The organism is Candidatus Eisenbacteria bacterium, from assembly GCA_016235265.1.
GTDB lineage: Bacteria > Eisenbacteria > RBG-16-71-46 > RBG-16-71-46 > JACRLI01 > JACRLI01.
This window is the reverse complement of the sequence record JACRLI010000021.1, coordinates 24,933-47,027: the sequence shown is the minus strand read 5'-3', so window position 1 is coordinate 47,027 and position 22,095 is coordinate 24,933. Positions and strand designations below refer to the sequence as shown.

At 72.8% G+C, this 22,095-nt stretch carries 15 protein-coding genes; 12 read left to right on the top strand and 3 right to left on the bottom strand.

The features are described 5' to 3' along the window. Window positions 1-1,623 (bottom strand): methyl-accepting chemotaxis protein, encoded by a 1,623-nt coding sequence (locus HZB25_11855; GenBank protein ID MBI5837929.1) that lies wholly within the window; start codon window positions 1,621-1,623, stop codon window positions 1-3. 329 nt (window positions 1,624-1,952) lie between these two features. Between HZB25_11855 and HZB25_11850 the strand changes: the two genes are divergently transcribed. Together HZB25_11850 and HZB25_11845 are read left to right on the top strand one after the other, a co-directional pair. After that, on the top strand, window positions 1,953-3,962 hold the full coding sequence (locus tag HZB25_11850; GenBank protein ID MBI5837928.1) for a TonB-dependent receptor: 2,010 nt from the start codon (window positions 1,953-1,955) through the stop codon (window positions 3,960-3,962). A 7-nt stretch (window positions 3,963-3,969) separates the two neighbouring features. Further along, window positions 3,970-4,953 (top strand): hypothetical protein, encoded by a 984-nt coding sequence (locus HZB25_11845; protein MBI5837927.1) that lies wholly within the window; start codon window positions 3,970-3,972, stop codon window positions 4,951-4,953. 84 nt (window positions 4,954-5,037) lie between these two features. On the opposite strand, the gene HZB25_11840 is transcribed toward HZB25_11845, so the two are convergent. After that, the gene (locus HZB25_11840; protein MBI5837926.1) at window positions 5,038-5,475 is read right to left on the bottom strand and encodes an Rrf2 family transcriptional regulator; all 438 of its coding nucleotides are present in this window, start codon (window positions 5,473-5,475) and stop codon (window positions 5,038-5,040) included. A 730-nt stretch (window positions 5,476-6,205) separates the two neighbouring features. On the opposite strand from HZB25_11840, the gene HZB25_11835 reads away from it, so the two are divergent. The 10 genes from HZB25_11835 (at window position 6,206) to HZB25_11790 (ending at window position 20,599) form a co-directional block, all read left to right on the top strand. Then, a complete protein-coding gene (locus tag HZB25_11835; GenBank protein ID MBI5837925.1) occupies window positions 6,206-7,990 on the top strand; it encodes a glucose-6-phosphate isomerase in 1,785 nt (594 codons plus the stop codon). Between the two features lie 26 nt (window positions 7,991-8,016). Next, window positions 8,017-8,913: a decarboxylating 6-phosphogluconate dehydrogenase gene (gnd, locus tag HZB25_11830; GenBank protein MBI5837924.1), complete on the top strand. Its 897-nt coding sequence runs from the start codon at window positions 8,017-8,019 to the stop codon at window positions 8,911-8,913. Next, window positions 8,913-10,454 carry a glucose-6-phosphate dehydrogenase gene (zwf, locus tag HZB25_11825; GenBank protein MBI5837923.1) on the top strand — a complete coding sequence of 514 codons (1,542 nt, stop codon included), beginning with the start codon at window positions 8,913-8,915 and terminating at the stop codon, window positions 10,452-10,454. Before gnd ends, zwf begins: the two co-directional genes overlap by 1 nt. Window positions 10,455-10,506: 52 nt before the next feature. After that, the gene (locus HZB25_11820; protein MBI5837922.1) at window positions 10,507-11,589 is read left to right on the top strand and encodes a glucose-6-phosphate dehydrogenase assembly protein OpcA; all 1,083 of its coding nucleotides are present in this window, start codon (window positions 10,507-10,509) and stop codon (window positions 11,587-11,589) included. Window positions 11,590-11,594: 5 nt separating this feature from the next. Continuing rightward, window positions 11,595-12,368 (top strand): 6-phosphogluconolactonase, encoded by a 774-nt coding sequence (pgl, locus tag HZB25_11815; protein MBI5837921.1) that lies wholly within the window; start codon window positions 11,595-11,597, stop codon window positions 12,366-12,368. Beyond that, on the top strand, window positions 12,365-13,363 hold the full coding sequence (gene glk, locus HZB25_11810; GenBank protein ID MBI5837920.1) for a glucokinase: 999 nt from the start codon (window positions 12,365-12,367) through the stop codon (window positions 13,361-13,363). Before pgl ends, glk begins: the two co-directional genes overlap by 4 nt. Beyond that, a complete protein-coding gene (tkt, locus tag HZB25_11805) occupies window positions 13,360-15,471 on the top strand; it encodes a transketolase (GenBank protein ID MBI5837919.1) in 2,112 nt (703 codons plus the stop codon). The genes glk and tkt overlap by 4 nt, the downstream gene beginning before the upstream one ends. 140 nt (window positions 15,472-15,611) lie before the next feature. Further along, window positions 15,612-17,816, top strand: a complete 2,205-nt coding sequence (locus tag HZB25_11800) for a tetratricopeptide repeat protein (protein MBI5837918.1) — start codon at window positions 15,612-15,614, stop codon at window positions 17,814-17,816. A gap of 172 nt (window positions 17,817-17,988) precedes the next feature. Then, window positions 17,989-19,803: a gamma-glutamyltransferase gene (gene ggt / locus HZB25_11795; GenBank protein ID MBI5837917.1), complete on the top strand. Its 1,815-nt coding sequence runs from the start codon at window positions 17,989-17,991 to the stop codon at window positions 19,801-19,803. A gap of 247 nt (window positions 19,804-20,050) precedes the next feature. Continuing rightward, window positions 20,051-20,599 (top strand): outer membrane beta-barrel protein, encoded by a 549-nt coding sequence (locus HZB25_11790; GenBank protein MBI5837916.1) that lies wholly within the window; start codon window positions 20,051-20,053, stop codon window positions 20,597-20,599. 94 nt (window positions 20,600-20,693) lie between these two features. Here HZB25_11790 and HZB25_11785 read toward each other — a convergent pair whose 3' ends face one another. Then, window positions 20,694-21,854, bottom strand: a complete 1,161-nt coding sequence (locus tag HZB25_11785) for a T9SS type A sorting domain-containing protein (protein MBI5837915.1) — start codon at window positions 21,852-21,854, stop codon at window positions 20,694-20,696. Window positions 21,855-22,095: the final 241 nt, after the last annotated feature.

The following is a 22,095-nucleotide window of genomic DNA, read 5'->3' as shown; positions in this document are numbered from 1 at the left end:
CTACGCCGCGCGGCGGTCGGCGGGCGGGGGCGAGGTTCGCGCGGCGGGCTCCCGCGCCGGCGAGGCGGCGGCCCGGCGCGCGCCTTCCCGCGCCGCTTCCGGCAGCCGGAATCTTCCCAGCTTCGCGATCATATGTTCTGCGCGGGCGGCCATGGTGCGGGTGCCCTGCGCGGAGCGGTCGGCGGCCTCCGCCGTGGCCCGCGAGGCCCGCGCGATATGCTCGATCTTGTGGGCGATCTCCTCGCTCACCGTGGCCTGCTCGCGGGTGGCCACCGCGATGTTCTCCACTTCGCTCTCCACGCCCTCGCTCAGGCGCAGGATCTCGTGCAGGCGGTCGCCGGCCTCCCGCGAAAGCGCCTCGCGGCCCGCCTCGGTGGCGCTGCGGCCGGCCTCCATGGCGCCGATCACTTCCTGCGTGCCGGACTGCACCGCGCGCACCCGGCCCGCGATCTCCTTGGTGGCCTGCTGGGTGCGCTCGGCGAGCTTGCGCACTTCGTCGGCCACCACCGCGAACCCGCGGCCCTGGTCCCCGGCGCGCGCGGCCTCGATGGCGGCGTTGAGGGCCAGCAGGTTGGTCTGCTCGGCGATCTCCTCGATCACGTCCACCACCTCGCCGATGCGGTCGGAATGCGAAGACAGCTCGTTGAGCGTGCCGGCCATGGTCTCCACCGCCTCCGCGGTCTGCTGCATGATGTGGGTGGCGCGCTGCACCACCTCGGCGCCCTGCTGCGCGGCCCGCTTGGAGTCGCGCGACATCGAGAGCGTCTCCTGCACCCGGCGCGAGGTCTCCTGCACCGTCCGCGCCATCTGGGTCACGGAGGCGGCGACGCTCTCGCCGGCCTCGTTCTCGCTCGCTGCGCGCGAGCTCATCTGGCGGAAGTTGTCGTTGAAGTCGTTCGCGGCGCGCACGACCTCCGCGCTGGCCCGCTCCACCTCGGCCAGGGCCACGGAGACGTCGTCGGCCATCCTGTTGAGCGCCGTCGAAAGCCGCAGCGTCTCGCGGTTGGTGGACACCCGGGTGCGGCCGGTGAAGTCCCCGCGCGCCATTGCCTCCAGGCGGATGGTCATCTCCCGGATGGGACGGGTGATGAACGCGCTGGTGGCCAGCGCACCCACCATGCCCAGCACCAGGATCAGCAGGCTCACCACCAGCGCGGTCCGGCGGTAGTCGTTAAGCTGGTTCTCGGCCTCCTGCCGCGGGACGCCGAGGATCAGCGTCCCGGGGATGGCCCCCGCGCCGGACAGCGGCTGGACCACGCGCACTTCTCCCGGAGCGGATCGGTCGAGCTGGGGGCGCGTGGAGCGCATCAGCGCGGTCGGAAGCTGGCCCGAGAGTTGCCCGGCCTGCGCCAGCACCGCCCCGTGCGCGTCGCAGATGACCGCGTAGAGGGCCCCGCGCCGGGCCAGCACATTCGCCATGTGGTCCCGAACTGCCGCGTCGTTGCCGAACGCCAATTGAGGTCCGACTTCCTCGGCCAGGTGCTCGGCGAGCGCCACGGCTCGCGCCTCCAGCGCAGCCTCGGTGGGCTGCTGGATCCGCGCCGGGAGGAACAGGTACACGAACGTGGCCACCGCCAGCAGGAACAGGGTTGCGGCAGTGACAAACTGGACCCCGACCGGCACGCCCCCGAGCCCCGGCAGGAGCGGGCGGGCGCCGCCTTCCCGGCGAGCCGGTTCGCCCGCCGCGGCGGATCGCGCCAGCGGGGTGCGCGGTGCCACCCGCGTTGCGGGTTGCACGGGGGGCTTGGAGTTTGGCAATGGCTGGGTCGGCATCATCACTCCCGGTATCGGTTGGATCGCGAGGGAACTTGACCGTTTGCGGACGCGGCGCGATTCTCGCACCGGCTCCCGGTGGAGACCTGTGTTCTGCCCCCACCCGAATCCCGGGCCCGATGCGCCCCCGGCGGCGCAATTCGAGCCGCCCGCCCCCAACCTTGCCAAAGGAGCATCCAGTGTCGCGTTTCCGCGTTCGCCGCGGCGTGTCCGTGCTGGTTCTCGTTTTCGGGGCCCTGGCCCTGCCCCCGGCCATCTCCCCGGCCCGCGCCGAGGAGGAGGACCCCTTCGCCCTCGCCCGCGAGGAGGCGGTGGTGGAGGGGGCCGCCCGCAGGGTCCAGAGCTTGGGGGAGGCCCCCGCGGTGGTCACTGTCATCTCCGCCGCGGAGATCGCCCGGTACGGCTGGACCACGCTGGCCGAGGTGCTGCGCTCGGTGCGCGGCTTCTACGTCACCAACGACCATAACTACATGTACGCCGGCGTGCGCGGTGTGGGCCGCCCCTCCGACTACAACAACCGGCTGCTGCTGATGCTGAACGGGCAGAAGGTGAACGGGCCCGTCTACGAGGACGCATCCGTCGGCGAGGACTTCGGGCTGGACCTGCGCCTGGTCCGCAGGATCGAGATCATCCGCGGCCCGATCTCGGCGCTGTACGGCTCGGACGCGGTGTTCGGGGTGATCCACATCGTCACCCGCGACCCCGGGGAGCAGCAGGCCAGCTCGGCCCGGATCCTGGCGGGCGACCACGGCTGGGCGGAGGGTTCCGGGTACGCCGCCGTTCCCGTGGGCACGGGGGGCGGGCTGCTGGTGTCCCTGCGCGGATTCCGTACGGATGGCCGGTCTCTCCGCTTTCCCGAGCTGGCGGGGCCGGAGACTCCCGACGGCCTGGTGACCGGGGCGGACGGGGAGCGCGGCCGCAGCGCGTTCGTGTCCCTGCGCTCGCGCAACTGGAGCCTGGACGGGTTCTACACCGGCCGCACCAAGTGGGTGCCGACCGCCTCCTATGGCACGCTGCCCGGCAGCCGGGGCACGCACACCTTCGACGAGCGGGCGTACCTCCAGGTGCGTCGGACGGACCAGCTTTCGCCCTCGCTGGGGGTGGAACTGCGCGCCTTCGGGGGGGCCACCCACTACGACGGCCTGTACGAGTACGCGCCGGCCGGGAGCGGCGGCGCGCCCGTGCAGCAGGTGGATGTCGCCGAGGGATGGGAGGCCGGGCTGGAGGCGCGCGTCACGCGGGCGCTGGGGGCGCGGCACTCGCTGCAGGCGGGCGGACTGCTGGAACTGCATCCCAGGCTGCGGCAGTGGACCTACGACTTGGAGCCGGCCTCCGAGTACCTGCGCAGCTACACCTCGTCGCGCGAGCTTTCGGCCTACGTGCAGCTCGAGTCCCACTTCGGAACCGCGCTGACCGCCACGGGGGCGCTGCGCTTTGACGCGACCCACTCCAGCATGGGCGTGGGTGACGTGGCCGAATGGAGCCCGCACCTGGCCCTGGTGTGGAACGCGGGCCGGGCCGGCACGATCAAGGCCCTGGGCGGCACGTCGTACCGCCAGCCCACGCCCTACGAGCTCTACTACCAGCCTTCCTACTTCGGATACGCCGCGCCGGAACTGCGCAGCGAGCGGATCCTGGGCCTGGAACTGGCGTGGGAGCTCCCCGTGGGGCGCGGCACGTTCGTGCTCTCCGGCTTCCACAATCACCTGCAGGACCTGGTGGACCAGGAGGCGAGCGGGGACACCATCTTCCTGCGCAACCTGGGGGTGGCGAACACCAATGGGCTGGAGGCGGAATGGATGCACCCGGTCCTGGGCGGGACGGCCCGCGCCTGGATCTGCCTGCAGCGCACCGAGGACGAGGCCGGAGGGTCCCTGAGCAACTCCCCGCGGGCCACGGCCGCGATCCGATTCACCCGCCCCTGGCTGCGGGAGCGCCTGGAAACCGCGTTCGAGTACCAGTTCGCCTCGTCCCGCCTCACGCTCCTCGGCTCCACCGCGGAGCCGGTCCACCTGGTGCACCTGAATGTGACGTGCGCGCCGTGGGGCGGTGCGACGCGCTTCAGCCTCGGGGTTCGCAATCTCCTCGGCCGCGCCTACTCGGATCCCGGCGGGCCCGAGCATCGCGAGGATCTGCTGCCGCAGTACGGCCGTGTGGTCCGCGTGGCCCTCCAGACCGGGAGAGAGTGAGGCCGGCGTGACGCGCACGCGCGCAGGACACCGCGGCGCATCCCGCTCGCGCCGCCCGGCGACCCGCCGCCCCGGTTTCGGGCGCGCGGTCGGGGGCGCGTTGCTGGCGGCGTGTCTGGCCGCGGGCATCGTCCCGGTTGCCCGCGCGGCGGGCATCGCGGTGATCAAGAGCCGGGACCTCGATCCCTACAACCGGGCGGTGGCCGGCTTCCGTGCCGCGCTGCCGTCGGGGTGGATCCAGTACGACCTGGGGGCGGACGACTCGAACGTGGAGTTCGTGCGCCAGGCCCTGCAGCGGCAGGCCCCCGAGGTCCTGGTGGCCGTGGGCCCACGCGCCGCGCGGCTCGCGCACCAGGCCGCGCCCCGGGCGCCGCTGGTGTGTGCCCTGGTGGATCACGGGGAACGGCTGGGGCTCGACGCGCCCGGCGTCTGCTGGCTGCCCTCCCAGGTGGATTGCGCCGCGCTGGCGAGGGTGGCCCGGCTGCTCGTGCCCTCGGGCGGTCGCCTGGGCATGGTGACCAGCGAAGCCACCGACCAGGGCTTTCGCACCGCGATGGCCCAGGCGGCGGCCCGGCACAACCTGGAGGCCGTGATCGTGGAGCCGCGCGCGGGCACCGCGCTGGCCGAGCAGTTCCGAGTGGCCGTGGCCCGCGCCGACGTGCTGTGGTTCGGGTCGGATCCCGCCACCGCCTCGCCCGCGGTGTTCGAGTTTGCGCGCCGCACCTGCGCCGACAAGAAGGTCCCGATGCTGGTGTTCAGCGAGTCGCTGATGCGTCCCGGGGTGCTGGCGGCGGTGGGTCTCGACGCCCAGGCGGTGGGTCGCCTGGCCGCGCGCCTGGCCCGCCAGGCGATGGACGGCCGGGCGGTGAGCGGGGAGCAGCCTGTGGAACAAGCCGCGATTACGATTGCATTGAGCCTCAGGGTGGCGTCGGAACTGGCGCTGGAATTGCCCAAATCCACCCTTGCGCAGGTCCACAAGGTGGTTCCCTGACGCCAGAGAGGCGCCGTGGGGGCGCCTCTCTCGCTTCCACTCCCTGGATTGTGACGCGCGCGCAGCCCTGCCGCGCCGGTCCGCCTAGGCGGCCCGCTGGTCCTCTCCCGGGTGAGAGCCCGACTCGGTGACGTCGGTGCGCGACGTCAGCTCCGAGAGGGCCACGTGATCCAGCTTCTCCCAGAAGTGCGACTCGGCCTCGCGGATGGCGTGGCGCAGGGCCTCGGCGTGCGGACGCGCGAAGCCTTCGTAGGCGCTGTTGCCGGATTCCTCGCCCTCCAGCTGGCGCACCACCGAGCCCAGGGGAATTTCGCTTGCGGGACGCGACAGGCGCAGCCCGCCGGTCTGGCCGCGTTCGGTGTCGAGGTAGCCCAGGCGCCCGAGGCGGCGGGCCGCCTTGCGCACCGGGTCCAGGGGCAGGCCGTAGAACTGGGCGATTTCGCGCGTGGTGGTCTTGCGATTCACCGGGGCGGCGAACAGCAGGATGCGAAGTCCGAACTGGGTACTGAGACTGAAGTGCATGAGTGACCTCATCCGTTGAGAGGCGCCGCGGCCGGATGCGCCCGCGGACAACCCGGTCCCTTGTCGATCGAGGCCCGGGGTAGGGCCGAGGACTTCCAACGTCATTTGGGGTATCGGGAGCATAATCCCCGACCTTTAGGGAATTGTCGCAATCCCCGCCCCGTCGCCCAATGCGTTGGCGTACATGTGGTTGCGCCTTCGCCTCCGGAGGCCGAATTCCCACGAATCGCGGCGCGGGATTCTCCATCCAAGCCCGTAGCGTCTGCAGTGGGGCGCACCTCCCCACGGGAGCGCCCCGCCGCGAATGTCCCGGTCGTTCGCGAAGACCAGCTCCGGCCGACCCGGGCGGCACCGCACCGCATACCGCATCGCATCGCCGTCCAGGACCGGGGTGGAACCGTGGCAGCCACTGCCCCACATCTCGAATCGGTCCCGCCCCGGTGGCCTGGAGTTTCGCGGCGGCGATGTCCCGGTGCACCTTGGGGGAAAGCGTGCGCTGGGCTTCGCCGACCGCGAGTCCTCGCCGCTTCTTCCGTTCGTGACGCAACCCCCTGGAACACCCCCACGCTTCCCCTCCCGACACCGGTATCTTCGATGTTTCAGCGCCTGGTTCCGGGCCCGCCGCCGTTGGCTTTCCCTTGGGGGGTCATGTAAGATGCACGCGCGGGCCGCGCCGCGCGCATGCGCGCGCCGCGCTGGGGGTCCGCGCGCCACGGAGGAGGCTGCACCCATGGGATCGGGAACCCACGCATTCGCGGTCACGAGCGCGCTTTCGCGGCTCGACCGTCCCCTCGCGGACACGCTCACCGGGTTGCAGCGCGACCAGGCTGCCCGGCGCCTCTGGCAGCACGACCCTTCGCTGTGGACCGACGATCCCGCCCACGTCCGCGTGGTGACCTCGCGCCTGGGCTGGCTGCACGTCCCTGACATCTCGGCCGCGGCGCTCCCGGGCCTGGGGACGCTCGTGGGGCAGCTGACCTCCGAGGGATTCCGTCACGCGCTGCTGCTGGGCATGGGTGGATCCAGCCTGTGCCCCGAGGTCCTGCGCTCGGTGTTCGGCGTGGCCCCGGGCCACCTCGACGTGCAGGTCCTGGACAACACCTCCCCTGAATCCGTGCGCGCCGCCGAGGCCGCCTGCGATCCCTCGCGCACCATCTTCGTGGTCTCGAGCAAGTCCGGCACCACGGTGGAGAGCGCGTCGTTCCAGGAGTACTTCCTGCGCCGCGTCGGCGAACTGGGCGTGTCGGATCCCGCCTCGCGCTTCCTGGTCATCACCGATCCGGGCACCTCGCTCGCGCGGCAGGCCACCGAGCGCGGCTTTCGCGGCGCGTTCCTGAACCCGCCCGACATCGGGGGCCGCTATTCGGCGCTCTCGCTCTTCGGGGTGGTCCCCGCTGCGCTGCTGGGATTGGACCTGACGGCCTTCCTGGCCCACGCGCGCGCCATGGCCGCCGCGTGCGGCCCCGACGTGCCGGCCGCGGAGAACCCCGGCCTGTACCTGGGCGCCGCCCTGGGCATGGCGGCCCGGCACGGCTTCGACAAGCTCACTTTCCTGCCCTCGCCCTCGCTGGCCCCGCTGGGGAGCTGGCTGGAACAGCTGGTGGCGGAGAGCACCGGCAAATCCGGCCGCGGGGTGGTGCCGGTGGACGGCGAGCCCCGCGCCGCGGCGTCCGCCTACGGACCCGACCGCGTGTTCGCGGCCTTCTCTCTGGAGGGCGAGCACCGGGAGAACGAGGCGTTCGCCGCGGAGCTGGCCGCGCTGGGCCATCCCGTCCTCACCTGGCGCCTTCCGGAGCGGGAGGCCCTGGCGGCCGAGTTCTTCCGCTGGGAGGTGGCCACGGCGGTTCTGGGCGCGCTGCTCGAGGTGGACCCCTTCGACGAGCCCAACGTGACCGAGAGCAAGGACACCACCCGCGTGCTGCTGGCGGAGGGCGCGGCGGGGGAGGGGCTGGTGACCCTGCTCGCCACGCCCTCGATGGTGCTGCAGGCCGGCCCGAAGTACTCCCCGCGCCTGGGGGCGGCGGTGCGCGCGACGGGCCGGGACGCGGGCTCGCCCGCGGCGTGGCTGGCCGCGCACCTGGAATCGGTGCACGAGAGCGACTACCTGGCGCTGTGCGCGTACATCCACCGCACCGGGGGGCGCGAGGCGCGGCTGCAGGGCATCCGCTCCCGGCTGGGTGCGGCCCACGCGGTTACGCTGGGCTATGGGCCCCGCTTCCTGCATTCCACCGGGCAGCTCCACAAGGGTGGCCCGGACACCGGTGTCTTCCTCCAGTTCACGGCCGAGGATGGCGCGGAGCTGGCCATTCCGGGCTCCGCATTCGGGTTCCGCGCGCTGCGCGACGCGCAGGCGCTGGGGGACCTGCTGGTGCTGGATCGCCGCGGGCGCCGGGCGCTGCGCGTGCACCTGCCCCAGGGGCCGGACGCGGGGCTGGAGGCGGTGACGGCGGAGCTTTCCCGGGCGCTCGAGCTTGCCGGGCCACTCCGGCCGGCCGTGCGCCGGACACTTCCCTAGACGACAGGCACGGAGGTACGCAGCGCATGAAAGTCGGAATGGTGGGCCTGGGGCGCATGGGCGCCAACATGGTGACCCGGTTGCTCCGCGGCGGCCACTCGGTGGTGGCATTCGATCGAAAGGCCGCGTCGCGCGAGGCGGCACAGGCCCACGGGGCCGTGCCCGCGGAGACCATCCCACGCCTGGTGGAACTCCTGGAGCGGCCGCGCAGCGTGTGGATCATGGTGCCCTCCGGCGCCCCGGTGGACGAGGTGCTGGGCACGCTCCATGGGCTGCTGTCCCCGGGCGACACCGTGATCGACGGCGGCAACTCCAACTACCGCGATTCCATGCGCCGGGCCGGCGAGGCCGCGGCGAAGGGGCTCCGGTTCATGGACGCCGGCACCAGCGGCGGAATCTGGGGCCTGGAGAAGGGCTACTGCATGATGGTCGGCGCCGAGCCCGACGTGTACGCCCACCACGAGCCGCTGCTGAAGACGCTGGCGCCGCCGGACGGCTGCATGCACGTGGGCCCCCCGGGAGCGGGCCACTACGTGAAGATGATCCACAACGGCATCGAATACGGGATGCTGCAGGCCTACGGCGAAGGCTTCGAGATTCTCAAAGCCTCGCCGTTCCCGCTGGACCTGGGGGCCATCTCGCACCTGTGGAACCAGGGCAGCGTGGTTCGTTCGTGGCTGCTGGAGCTGGCCGAGCGGGCCTTCGCCGCCGACCCCGAACTGGAGCAGATCCGCGGCTACGTGGAGGACTCCGGCGAGGGCCGCTGGACGGTGCAGGAGGCCATGGACCTCAGCGTGCCCGCGCCGGTGCTCACCCTCTCGCTGCTGGCGCGCTTCCGGTCCAGGCAGGACGAGTCCTTCGGCGCGAAGGTGATCGCAGCGCTGCGCAACGAATTCGGCGGCCACGCGGTCAGGAAATCGTGATGGCGGAGGCCGGGGACAACCCGCTGCGCGAGGGGCTGCGCGACGCCCGGCGCGCCGACCCCGGCGTGATGGTGATCTTCGGCGCGTCGGGCGACCTGACGCACCGCAAGCTGGTGCCCGCCCTCTACAGCCTGTTCTGCGACCGGCTGCTCCCCGAGACGTTCACCCTGATCGGCTTCGCGCGCTCGCTGCGCGACCGCCAGGCGTTCGTGGACTCGCTGCGCGCCGCGTGCGACCAGTTCGCGCGCCGTCGCCCGGTGGACGCGGCCGCCTGGCAGCGCTTCGCCGCGGGGGTGACCTGCGTGGCGGGCAGCTTCACCCGCCCGGAGGACTTCGCCGCCCTGAAGCAGGCCTGCGAGGCCTCCGACCGCGAGCGCGGCACGCGGGGCAACCGGCTCTACTACCTGGCCACCCCGCCGGCCTCGTTCGAGCCCATCGTATGGGGGCTGGGCTCGGCCGGCATGGTGGACCGCCCGTTCGGTGCCGGCCCCTCCACGCGCATCGTGATCGAGAAGCCCTTCGGGCACGACCTGGACAGCGCGCGCGCGCTGAACGCCACGGTGCACGAGGTGTTCGACGAGCGGCAGGTGTTCCGCATCGACCACTACCTGGGCAAGGAGACGGTGCAGAATCTCCTGGTGTTCCGGTTCGGCAACAGCATCTTCGAGCCCATCTGGAACCGCCGCTACGTGGACTTCGTGGAGCTCACCGTGGCCGAGAGCATCGGCGTGGAAGGCCGCGGCGCGTACTTCGAGACCGCGGGCATCCTGCGCGACATCGTGCAGAACCACATGCTCCAGTTTCTGTCGCTCACCGCGATGGAGGCCCCGGTGGCTTTCGAGGCCGACGCCGTGCGCGACGAGAAGGTGAAACTGCTGCGCTCCATCCGGCCGATGCCGCCCGGCGCCGCCGCCACCCACTCCGTGCGTGGCCAGTACGCGGCGGGCAGCATCCTGGGGGTGCCGGTGCCCGCCTACGCGGAGGAGCCGGGCGTGTCGCCGGGCTCGGAGACGGACACCTACGTGGCGCTCAAGCTGTTCATCGACAACTGGCGCTGGGCGGGCGTGCCCTTCTACCTGCGCGCGGGCAAGCGGCTGCCCAAGCGCGTCTCCGAGATCGCCATTCACTTCCGTCCCGCGCCCCATCTCATGTTCCGCGACCTGGGGACGGACTCGCTGCAGCCGAATCTCCTGAGCATGCGCATCCAGCCCGACGAGGGCATCGCGCTCACGTTCGAATCCAAGGTGCCCGGACCGGCCGTACGCATCCGCCCGGTGAACATGGAGTTCCGCTACGGGACCTCGTTCGGGCAGGAACCGCCCGAGGCCTACGAGCGCCTGATCCTGGACAGCCTGGTGGGCGATCCCACCCTGTTCACCCGCAGCGACGAGATTGACGCGGCGTGGCGCCTCATCACCGGCGTGCGGCGCGGGTGGGAGGAGGGCCGCGTGCCGGTGCGCGCCTACGAAGCCGGGGCGTGGGGCCCGCGCGAGGCCGACGCCCTGCTGGCGGCCGACGGGCGGGCGTGGAGGCGGCTGTGAGCGCCGATATCGCGCGGGCCAGGGCGGCGGGCGCCCGCGGCGTGCCGGTCCGATGACCTCCGGGGCGCTGCGGCCGCTGGTCGAGGGCGGGCGAAAGCCCGTGGACGTGGCGGCCATCGAGGCCGAGCTGGCGGCGCTGTGGCGCAGCGCGGCCGATCCCGACGCCGGCGGCGCGGTCACGCGCGCCTGCCTGTGGAACGTGGTGGCACACTCGCAGGACGGGGTGGAGGCCGACCGGCTGCACGAGGCCCTCGCGCGGCTCAGCGCGGCGCTGCCCTCCCGTGTGGTGCTGGTGCGCACCGACGCCGGCGCGCCGGAGGAGCACATCGACGCCTGGATCGCCGCCAACTGTCACCTCGGCGAGGGCGGGCGCGGCCACGTGTGCACCGAGGAGATCGTCGTGGCCGCGCGCGGACGCACCATGTCCGAGCTGCCCAGCCTGGTGCGCTCGCTGCTGGCCCCGGACGTTCCCTCGGTGCTGTTGTGGCCCGGGCCGCCCTCGATCGCCGGGCGGCACCTCGCGGAGTGGCTCGGGGTGGCCGACCGGTTCGTGTTCGACAGCGCCGCGTTCGGGCCGGGGCCGGAATTGGGCGGGCTGCTCGCCGTTGTCCGCAGCCTGGCACGCCCGCCGGCCCTGGGCGACCTCAACTGGCGGCGGCTGCGCCCGTGGCGGGTGATGACCGCGCGGGCCTACGACCGGCCCGGCCTGCGCGAGGCGCTCCAGGACGCCGACACGCTCACGGTGCGCGCCCCCGCGGGAGGCCTGCCGCGCGCTGCCGCGCTGTTCGCGGCGTGGTTCGCCACGCGCCTGGGCCGTCCGGTCTCGCGCGGGAACTTCGCCGGCTTGCGCGGCGGGCCGGTGCGCGTGGTGCCCGAGGATGCTCCGGAGATCCCCGGCCGGCCGGGCAGGATCGTGTCCATCGAGTTCCGGGCCGGGCAGCGGAGCGTGGAGTTCGCGCGGGAGGGCCCGGACGTGGTGGTGCGAACCTCGGGACCGGGCATGACGGTTTCTCCGCTGCGCGAGCCGACCCGCGGCGCGGACCTGGTCATGCTGCTGGCCTCCGAGCTGGACGACTACTGCGGCGACCCGCTGCTGGCCGCGGCACTCCCGGCCGCGGCGACGCTGGTCGAGTGACGGGCATGGCGACCCGATTCCCGATCTGGGTGGGCAGCATCCCGGAGGCGGTGGCCGGCGAGGCCGAGCGCCGCTTCATCGAGGCGCTGCGAGCCGCCCCCGGGCCGTTCAGCGTGGCGCTCTCCGGCGGTCGCACGCCGCGGCGCTTCGGCGAGCGGCTGGCCGAGAGCTACGAGCTCACCCCCGTGGACTGGGCCCCGGTGCACCTGTTCCAGGTGGACGAGCGCTGCGTGCCGCCCGAGCACCAGGCCAGCAACTACCGGATGCTGCAGGAGTCGCTGCTGGCGCGCGCGCCGTTGCCCGCCTCCCGCATCCACAGGCTGCGCGGCGAGCTCCCGCCGCCGCGCGCGGCGTGGCTGGCGGAGAGCGAATGGCGCGACCTGTACCCGGACGGCACCGAGTGGCCCGACCTCGACTTCGTGGTGCTGGGGATGGGCGCCGACGGTCACACCGCCTCGCTGTTTCCCGGGACGTCCGCGCTGGAGGAAGGGGAGCGCTGGGTGGTGGAGAACTACGTGCCGCAGATGGACGGCTGGCGCCTGACGCTCACCTTCCCGGTGCTGGAGCGCGCGCGGGCCGGGGTGGTGCTGGTCACCGGCGAGGACAAGACCGAGACGCTGGTGCACGTGATGAACCCCGCCCTGGAGCTGGACCTGCCGATCTGCCGGCTGCTGCGGGCCAATCCGCGGCTGCTGTTCCTGGCCGACCGCGACGCCGCGTACGGGCTGGACCTGCCGCCGGACCCGCTGGACGAACTGGACGTGGAGGACCTGGGATGATCCTCGTCGCGGGCGACGTGGGCGGGACCAAGACGCTGTTGCGCGCGGTGAGCGCGGCGCAGGGGCGGCACGAGGAGTTGCTGGAGCGGCGCTACGAGAGCGGCGCCTACGCCGGCTTCGCCGACCTGCTGGGTGATTTCCTGGGCCGACTGGACGGGCGCGCCTCGCACGCCGCCTTTGGCGTGGCCGGCCCGGTGATCGACGGCGAGTGCCACGCCACCAACCTGCCGTGGACGCTGGGCGAGCGGCAGCTGGCTTCGGCGCTGGGCCTGCAGCGCGTGCGGCTGGTGAATGACTTCGTGGCCGCCGCGCGGGGAGTGCTGCTCCTGGTCCCGGGGGACACCGTGGCGCTGCAGCAGGGCCAGGCCGACGCGGGCGGCACCGTGGGGGTGCTCGGCGCGGGCACGGGCCTGGGCGAGGCCATCGTGGCCAGTCACGAGGGCCGGCGCTTCGTCGTGCCCACCGAGGGAGGTCACGGCGACTTTGCGCCGCGCACCGACGAGGAGATCGAGCTGCTGAGATTCCTCCGCGCCCGCCACGGGCGCGTCTCCTACGAGCGGCTGCTCTCGGGGCCGGGCATCCACAACATCTACGAGTTCGTGCGCGCGCGCGGGCGTCACCCGGAGTCGGTCGCGGTGGCCGCGGCCATGGCGGCGGGCGATCCCGCCGCGGCCATCTCCGGCTTCGACGGGCCCTCGGGCGATCCTCTGTGCCGCGAGGCGCTGGACCTGTTCGTCACCATCTACGGGGCGGAGGCGGGCAACGTGGCGCTCCGGATGCTGGCCACCGGCGGCGTGTACGTGGCCGGCGGTATCGCGCCGCGCATGGCGGCGCGCTTCCAGGACGGCCGCTTCCTGGAGGCATTCCTGGGCAAGGGCCGCTACCGCACCCTGCTGGAGCGCGTGCCCGTGCACCTGGTCACCAACACCCGCGTGGGGCTCCTGGGCGCGATGGCCCTCGCGGAAGAGTTCGCCCGGGAGGGAAGCACACCGTGAGCCAGGCCAGCCCGAATCCTGTCGTCCCTGCCGACCCCTCCCTGGAGCAGCGCTGCGTGAACGCCCTGCGCTTCCTCGCCGTGGACGGAGTGGAGGCCGCCCGGTCGGGGCATCCCGGCATGCCCATGGGCGCGGCCGACATGGCGTTCGTGCTGTGGAGCGAATTCCTGCGCCACGACCCGCAGGCGGCCGACTGGCCCGACCGTGACCGCTTCGTGCTCTCCGCGGGCCACGGCAGTATGCTGATCTACTCGCTGTTGCACCTCTTCGGCTACCCGGTGACGCTGCAAGATCTCCGGAATTTCCGCCAGTGGGGCAGCCGCACGCCCGGCCACCCGGAGCGTGGCCACACCGTGGGCGTGGAGACCACCACCGGTCCCCTGGGGCAGGGTTTCGCGCACGGCGTGGGCATGGCGCTGGCCTCGAAGATGCTGGGCGCGCGCTTCAACCGGCCCGACTTCGCGCCCTTCACCCACCGGGTGTTCGGGATCGTGAGCGACGGCGACCTCATGGAGGGCGTCTCCTCCGAGGCCGCATCGCTGGCCGGCCACTGGGGGCTGGGGAACCTGGTCTATCTCTACGACCGTAACCACATCAGCATCGAGGGCGACACCTCGCTGGCCTTCGGCGAGGACGTGGCGGTGCGGTTCCTGGCCTTCGGCTGGCAGGTGCTGCGCGTGGACGGCCACGACCGCGCCGGGGTGCGCGGGGCGCTGGCGTCCGCGGTGGCCGACACCTCGAGGCCCAGCCTGATCGTGGCGCGCACCCATATCGGCTACGGCAGCCCCGGCAAGCAGGACTCGCACGAGGCGCACGGCGCGCCGCTGGGCCCGGAGGAGACGAAGCGGGCCAAGGCGAACCTGGGCTGGCCGGAAGAGCCGCCCTTCCACGTGCCCGCCGACGTGCGCGCGTTCTTCGCGGGGCGCGCCCGGGACGGCGGCACCCGGCGCGAGCGGTGGCAGGAGGGCCTGGGCCGCTGGGCCGGGGCCCACCCGGACCTCGCCGAGGGCCTGGCCGCGCACCTGCAGCTGCGCGTGCCGGCGGACCTGGATGCGCGGCTGGTGGAGGGTATGGACCAGGACGCCGCCACCCGCCAGCACTCACAGGCGGTGATCCAGAAGATCTCCGCGGAGGTGCCCGCGCTGGTGGGCGGCTCGGCGGACCTGGATCCTTCCACGCTGACCTGGATCCGGGGCTCCACGGCGGTGGGCCTGGGGGAGGGCGAGGCGCGCTTCGCGGGACGCTGCTTCCACTTCGGCATCCGCGAGCACGCCATGGGCGCCATCGTGAACGGGCTGGCCCTGGGCGGGGCCTTCCTGCCGTACGGCTCCAGCTTCCTGGTGTTCACCGATTACGCCCGCCCCGCCATCCGGCTCTCGGCGCTGATGAAGGTGCGGAGCACCTGGGTGTTCACCCACGACAGCATCTTCCTGGGCGAGGACGGTCCCACGCACCAGCCGGTGGAGCACCTGGCTTCGCTGCGGGCCATGCCCGGGCTGCGCGTGTGGCGGCCCGCGGACGGGCTGGAGACGGCGATGAGCTGGGCCTGGTGCATGCAGCGCGCGGACGGGCCCAATCTACTGGCGCTGTCGCGCCAGAAGACGGGCGTGCTGCGCCGCCCGGAGGGCTTCGACCGCCGCGACGTGTGGCGTGGCGGCTACGTGGCGCGCCGCGAGCGCGGGCCGCGGCCGGACGCGGTGATCGTGGCCACCGGCTCGGAGGTGAGCCTCGCGGTCCAGGCGGCCGAGCGGCTGGCCGGGCCGGCCGCGCAGGCTCCCGCCGGGGGCACTGCGGGCGGAGGCCCGGCCGCGGGGCCCCTGGATGTCCGCGTGGTGTCCATGCCGTGCGTGGAGAACTGGCGGGAACAGGATGCCGCGTGGCGCGATTCGGTGCTGCCTCCGGGCATCCCGCGCGTCTCGCTGGAGGCCGCGGTCACCTTCGGATGGAGCGAGGTGCTGGGCGCGGGCTCGCTGTGCCTGGGCCTCGACCGCTTCGGAGCCTCGGCGCCGCTGGCCGATCTTCAGCAGCACTTCGGATTCACTCCACAACTGGTGGCGGAGCGGATCCGCGCGTTCGTGGCCACCGTGGCGCCCGGCCCCGGACGCTGACGATGCCGCGCCGGAGGGACCGGGCACCGGCCGGCGGCGAGCCGCGCGGCCGAGAGTCTGCTCCCCCGGGTGGGGGACGCGGCCGCCGTGACGGCGGCGCGTCCGTGGCGCCGGCCGCACCGGCCGGAACCGCCGCGGGTTTGGATTCCGTCTTCCGCGTGGCCCTGGCCGCGCTGTGCGGCTACGCGCTGCTGCTGCTGTGGGTGAACCTGGGGCTGCACGTCACCCCGTTCTACGCCGTCGAGACGGACCTGCTCGGCGACTACATCCCCGCCGCGCGCGACCTGCTGGGCGGCCGCATGCAGGCCGCGCAGTACGCCTTCAAGGGCTTCGGCTACCCGCTGTTGCTGGCCACGTTCTCCTTCCCCTGCGGCGGGGACTTCTACCTGGCCGCGCGGGTTCTGAACGTGGCCGCCGCACTCGCGGGCGCCTGGTGCTCATTCCTGTTGATCCGCCGCTTTCTCGGCCCGGGGGTGGGTCTGGCCGTGCTGCTGGGCCTGGCGGTCAATCCCGTCTACCTGCGCGCCGCGGTGGAGGCGGGCACCGACCTGCCGACCTTCGCGCTGTCCATCGCCGCGACGCACCTGGTGCTGCAGGGTCGTGGCAGCCGCGCCGTGGCCGCGGCCGGCCTCCTGTCCGGCTTTGCGATCATCACCCGGTACAACGCCGCGTTCCTGGTGCCGGCCGCGGCGGCGGTGTTGCTGGCCCGGCCCCCGCGGCTGCCGCGGCTGGCGGCGTACGCCGCGGGCCTGGCGGTGTCGGTGGTGCCGTGGCTGGTCACCAACCAGGCGCTGACCGGCAATGCGTTCACCAACGAGAACTGGCAGAACGTGGCCCGGGACATCTACGGCCGGGACACCAACTGGGACGCGTTCTGGAAGATCGCCGCCGGCCAGTTTCATTCACTGCGCGACGTGGCCCTGTACGACCCGCGGCTCTTCTTCTCGCGCCTGGGCGCGAACATGGCCACGCACTGGCTGCAGGATATCCACAGGCTGCTCCCGGTGTGGCTGGGTGTGCCGGCGCTCGCCGGTCTGGCCCTGTGCTGGTGGCGCCGTCGGGGCTGGCCGGGGATGCTGGGGCACTTCGCGCTGGGCTACCTGTCGCTGGTGAGCGTCTTCTACGGGCCGCGCTTCTTCCTGTACCTGCTGCCGTTCTATCTCTCCGGCGCCGGCGCGCTGGTGTTGATGTGGTCACCCGGGCGCCCTGCCGCGGTGCGGAGCCCCGGGCGCTCCGCACCGGCCGGAGCCGCCGTTCCCGCCGTGGCCGGCCGTGCATGGCTCCCGGCGCTCCGCTGGGTCCTGCTGGCGGGGTTGCTGGCGCCTTCGGGCGCGCGCGCGTGGGCCGACATCCAGGCGCTGCTGGCGGACGCACCGCACGAAGTGCGCGTGGGCGGGGAACTGCTGCGCTCCCTGGGCCGTCCCGGTGAGACCGTCATGGCGAGGAAGCCGCACGTGGCCTACTTCGCGGGAATGAACTACGTGGAGCTCCCGGCCGCCGCCGACATCTTCGAGCTGGTGCAGGCCGCGCGCGCCTCGGGTGCCGGCTATCTCTTCTACTCCGGCGTGGAGAAGCACCTGCGACCCCAGTTCGACCTGCTGGAGGATCGCGACGTGCGCCTGCCGGGGCTGGCACAGGTGGCCGCCCGCAGCCTTCCGCGCGGCCGTTCCTTCACCATCTACCGCTTCACGGACGAGCCGGTCACCGAGAGCCAGATGCAGGCCCCGCTGGCGGAGGCCCTGGAGCGCCACGTGGCCGGGCGACCCGGGCTCGCGGCCCCGCGATTGGTCCTCAGCGGACAGCTGATGGCCATGGGCCGCTTCCGCGAGGCGCTGGGCCATCTCGCGGTCGCGGACAGCCTCTCGCCCGGCGCCCCGCGGGTCATCGCGTTCCAGGCCCACGCGCACCTGTGCCTGGGCGAATACGAGGCGGCCGCGCGGTACTGTGAGAAGGGCCTGCGGATGGGGCAGGCGGCGGGATTGTTTCACGACGAGCTGGGCACGGTGCGCCTGGCGCAGCGGCGCCCCGCGGAGGCCCGGGAGCACTTCCAGGCCGCCGTGGCCCTCGAGCCGGCCAACATCGAGTACCGCGTGCGCCTTGGGATCGCGTGCCTGGAGCTGGGGGACCTGGCATCGGCCGCGCGCGAGCTAGAAGCCGGCCTGGCCTCCAGCCCGGACGCGGCGCCCGCGAGGTACTTCGCCGCGCGGTGCAGGCTGCGGATGGGAGATCGCGCGCGGGCGCTGCAGCTGATCGAGGGCCGCCACCGGCCCGGGGCGCAGCTGTTTCCGCCGCTCGAGGCCCTGGCCGACTCGGTCCGCCGCGGGTTGCTCCCGCAGCCCGGTTGAGCTTCGAGGGTCGCGCCGGGCCGGTCGCCGCGCCGGGATGCGCGGCCGCCGCCGCCGAGATTCGCGCTGGACGCCGCCCCCCGGCGGCCGCAACATTGGACCGGCCGTCAGGGCAGTCGCATCGAGTTGCGTCAGCCCCCGGATGAAGTGCAGCCGCGAGAGGGGAGAACCCATGGTCCCGAGACTTCCAGCGTCCCCGGAGCCCGCCGGGCGGGGCGCCGCCGGCGCGTCGCGGCCGGCGCAGCCCGCCTTCACGCGCCTCGCGCCGGCGTTTGCCGCCGCGTCCGCCTTCACGCGCCTCGCACTGACGTTTGCCGCAGCGGCCGCCTTTGCCGCACCCGCGCACGCCGAGCCCGAGGGCCGCGGCGTCGCCAGTCGCAGCGTGGTGTGGGCCCGCCACGGCATGGTGTGCGCGGCGCAGCCGCTGGCTGCGCAGGCGGGGCTGCAGATCCTGCGTGAAGGCGGGAGCGCCGCGGATGCCGCGATCGCCACCAACGCCTGCCTGGCGCTGATGGAGCCCACCTCGTGCGGACTGGGCGGCGACCTGTTCGCCATCCTGTGGGACCCGAAGCTGAACAAGGTGGTGGGACTGAATGCCTCCGGCCGCGCGCCGCTGGGGCTCAAGGCCTCGATGGTCCCGCCCGACAGCGAGGGCACCGTCCCGCTGCGCTCCCCGTACGCCTGGACCGTTCCCGGGTGCGCCGACGGCTGGTTCGAGTTGCACGCGCGCTACGGCAGGCTGCCGATGGAGCGCGTGCTGGCCGCGGCCATCCAGTACGCGGAGGAGGGTTTCCCCCTCTCCCCGGTGATCGCTTCCGACTGGCTGCGCTCCACGCGCGTGTTCAAGGACAAGCCCGGTTTCGCCGAGGTGTTCATGCCCGGCGGCCAGTCGCCGCGGGAAGGACAGCTGTTCCGGAACCCGGCGCTGGCGAAGACGCTGCGCCTGCTGGCCACGGGCGGGCGCGACGCGTACTACAAGGGTCCGGTGGCCGAGGCGCTGGTGCGCTACTCGAAGGCCAACGGCGGGTTCTTCGCGAGCGAGGACTTCGAGCGCCACCACTCCACATGGGACGAGCCCATCTCCACCGGCTACCGCGGCGTAACGGTGTGGGAGCTGCCCCCCAATTCGCAGGGGCTCGCGGCGCTGCAGCTGCTGAACATACTGGAGAACTTCAACCTGAGGCACCTGGGCCGCGACAACCCGGACTTCTGGCACATCTTCGTCGAGGCCAAGAAGCTGGCCTTCGCCGACCGCGCGCGCTACTACGCGGACCCGGCCTTCGTGAAGCTCCCGGTGGACTCGTTGCTGTCCAAGGCCTACGCGCGCGGGCGTGCCGCGAAGATCGACATGCGGCACGCCGCGCAGGGAGATACCGCGGGCGACCCGGCCGCGCTGGGACGCCGGGAGACCACATACCTGTGCGCCGCCGACGACAGCGGCCTGATGGTGTCGCTGATCCAGAGCAACTACACCGGCTTCGGTTCCGGCTACGTGGTGCCCGAGCTGGGCTTCGGCATCCAGAACCGGGGGGCGCTGTTCTCGCTGCACCAGGGCCACCCCAACTACCTGGAGCCGGGCAAGCGGCCGTTCCAGACCATCATCCCCGCGTTCGCCACGGCGAACGGCAAGCCGTTGATGGCCTTCGGGGTGATGGGTGGCGACATGCAGCCGCAGGGTCACGCGCAGGTGATCGTGAACCTGATCGACTTCTCCATGAACCTGCAGGAGGCCGGCGACGCGCCGCGCTTCCACCACACCGATTCCTCGGAGCCCACCGGCACGGTCATGAGGAAGGGCGGGGTGCTCCACATCGAGGACGGGGTGCCCTCACCGACTCTGGCGGAGCTGCGCATGCGCGGGCACGTCATCGAGCCGGAGGCCGTGGGGGCGTATGGCGGTTACCAGGCCATCTTCCGCGACCCGGTCACGGGGCTGTACTGCGGGGCCACGGAGAAGCGCAAGGACGGCTGCGCGGTGGGCTACTAGCCCGGGCCACGGACCCGGGGAGGACGAGTCGGTTTGCCGCGGTGCCGCGACGGCACGCCGCCGCATCCGCGCCACACATTGTCATGCATCTGCCACGCCGCCGGGCCTCCCGGCGGCGTAACTTCTTGCGGTGGGTGGGCGCGCGCTTGGCACGGAACTTGAGAAGCACTCCGGACAGCGGCGCCCCGGGTGCGGGTGTGGATCCTGACCCACCCGGCCTGGCGGGGCGCCATCAAGGGAGGCTGGCATGAGCGTCCAATTGACACGAAGCGTCCGCGGGGCCTGCGTGGTGCTGGCCCTGACGTTCGGAGCGGCCGGCCCCGCGGTCGCCGCGGAAGTGATTCCCTCGCTGCACCTGACCCGCGAGACCGGCCAGGATGCCGTGAGGCTGTCCGGGGGCCTCGCGGTGCGCGGGCCGGTCGTGCGGGGCGTGCTGGACACGGAACTCGGCATCGCGTATCGGCAGGATCTCTACGAGGGTGGGGACGTGCGTGTGCACAGCTGGCCCATCACCGCCTCGCTGTGGTTCCGCCCCCAGCGGGCGCTGTACGTGGGCGGAGGACTCGGGTGGTACAACACCACCGTCGAGTATCCCTACAGCCACTACGCCGACGAGACCACGCAGCGCGTGGGGGTGCACCTGGGCGGCGGCGTGCGCGTGCCGCTGAGCCGCGAGGTGTCCATGGACCTGGGCGGGCGCTACGTGTTCCGGCAGCACGGGCACGGCGCGCTGCTGCCGCACGACTTCGAGGCCGACTCCTGGACCACCACGCTGGGGGTGGCGGTGCGATTCTGAGCTCGCCGTCGCTCCGCGGGAACGATGCACGAACGGGCCCGGGGCCGGGATGCCCCGGGCCCTTCGTGCGTGAAAGGGCGTCCTGCGCGACCGATCAGCGAATCAACATGGTCTTTCGCGTTTGGACGCCCTGGGGCGTGGAGAGACGGTAGAAGTACACCCCGGAGCCCATCTGCGCCCCGGCGTCGCTGCGCCCATCCCAGGACTCCTGGTGCTCGCCCGCGCGGAGCGACGCGTCCACGAGCGTGCGCACCCGCCGCCCGGCCACGTCGAACACCCGCAGCTGAACCGGGGCCGCGTTCGGGAGGCTGAAGCGGACCAGCGAACGGGCGCGGAACGGGTTCGGCTCGCCCGGGTGCAGGGCGAATTCCAGCCCCGCGCGGGGCCCCCCGACGGCCGTCGGGCCGCGCCGGCACACCACGCCGGTCACCGTGTAGCCCTCGGTGGGGTTCGGATTGTAGAATGACACCACCTTCCAACGGTAGGTGCCCGGCACCAGGTTGAGCGCCGTCGCCACCTCGGGGTCGTCGGTCGCAGTCGCACCGCTGGTGACCACGTTGCCGCTCGAGTCCACCAGGTACAGGTCCAGGTCAATGACCGGGCCGCCGGTCCAGGTCAGGGTGCCCTGGACCATCTGCGCGTCCGGCGGCACGGTGAAGGTGTGGAAGGTGGCCACGTTGTTCAGGCCCTGCACGTCAATCCCGATGGTGCCCGCGAACTGGGTGCTCTCCGGTGCGCACTCCCCCTGCGGGGGCAGCTTGGCCGAGCCGGGGGTCACCTTGAGGAGCACCGACTGTGAATCCGCCTGGCCCTGCGCGTCGGCCACGTGGAAGACCGTGCGGTAGATCCCCTCGGACCCCGAGTGCGGCAGCCACGAGAAGACCTGCCGGTGCGTGTCGAAGCTCGCGCCCGGCGGGAGGGACGTGGCCGAGTAGGTCAGCGTGCCGCCCTCCCGGTCGTGCGCCACGACCGCGATCTGCAGGTTTGTTTCGATGCGCACGGTCCGGTCCGTGATCGGGTCCAGGGCCGGGGGCGTGTTGCTGCCGGGCGCCCGGGTCGGGACGGTGAGCGTGACCACCTCGCTGTCCGCCCCCGCCGCCGTGTCGGTGGCGCGGAACGTGACGGCATAGGTGCCCGCCTGTCCGTATGCCGGGGTCCACGTGAACGCCCGGGTGGCGGGGTTGAATGTCGCGCCCAGCGGCAGCGGGGTCGCGGCATAGGTCAGGGGCAGACTGTCCGGGCTGGTGGCGCTCACGGTGAAGCCGAGGGCGATGCCCTCCGGCACCGTGCGGCCTCCGATGGGATCGAGCACCGGCGCGTGGTTCAGGGTCAGCACCCCGGTACACGGTGGCGTCGGAGCCCGAGTAGGTGGTCACCGAGAAACTGTCCACGATGCCCTCGGTGTTCACGTAGCCCTTCTCGAGTGCCCACAGGAACCAGGGATTGGCGGGCGAGGGCGGCAGGTAGCCCTGCGCCATGTCCTCGTCGGTCAGGTC

Bases quoted from the DNA above. Each gene is read 5' to 3' on its own strand.
- HZB25_11840 (MBI5837926.1), bottom strand. From the start codon at position 5,475: ATGCACTTCAGTCTCAGTACCCAGTTCGGACTTCGCATCCTGCTGTTC.
- ggt (MBI5837917.1), top strand. From the start codon at position 17,989: ATGGTCCCGAGACTTCCAGCGTCCCCGGAGCCCGCCGGGCGGGGCGCC.
- glk (MBI5837920.1), top strand. From the start codon at position 12,365: ATGATCCTCGTCGCGGGCGACGTGGGCGGGACCAAGACGCTGTTGCGC.
- zwf (MBI5837923.1), top strand. From the start codon at position 8,913: ATGGCGGAGGCCGGGGACAACCCGCTGCGCGAGGGGCTGCGCGACGCC.
- HZB25_11790 (MBI5837916.1), top strand. From the start codon at position 20,051: ATGAGCGTCCAATTGACACGAAGCGTCCGCGGGGCCTGCGTGGTGCTG.
- gnd (MBI5837924.1), top strand. From the start codon at position 8,017: ATGAAAGTCGGAATGGTGGGCCTGGGGCGCATGGGCGCCAACATGGTG.
- pgl (MBI5837921.1), top strand. From the start codon at position 11,595: ATGGCGACCCGATTCCCGATCTGGGTGGGCAGCATCCCGGAGGCGGTG.
- HZB25_11820 (MBI5837922.1), top strand. From the start codon at position 10,507: ATGACCTCCGGGGCGCTGCGGCCGCTGGTCGAGGGCGGGCGAAAGCCC.
- HZB25_11835 (MBI5837925.1), top strand. From the start codon at position 6,206: ATGGGATCGGGAACCCACGCATTCGCGGTCACGAGCGCGCTTTCGCGG.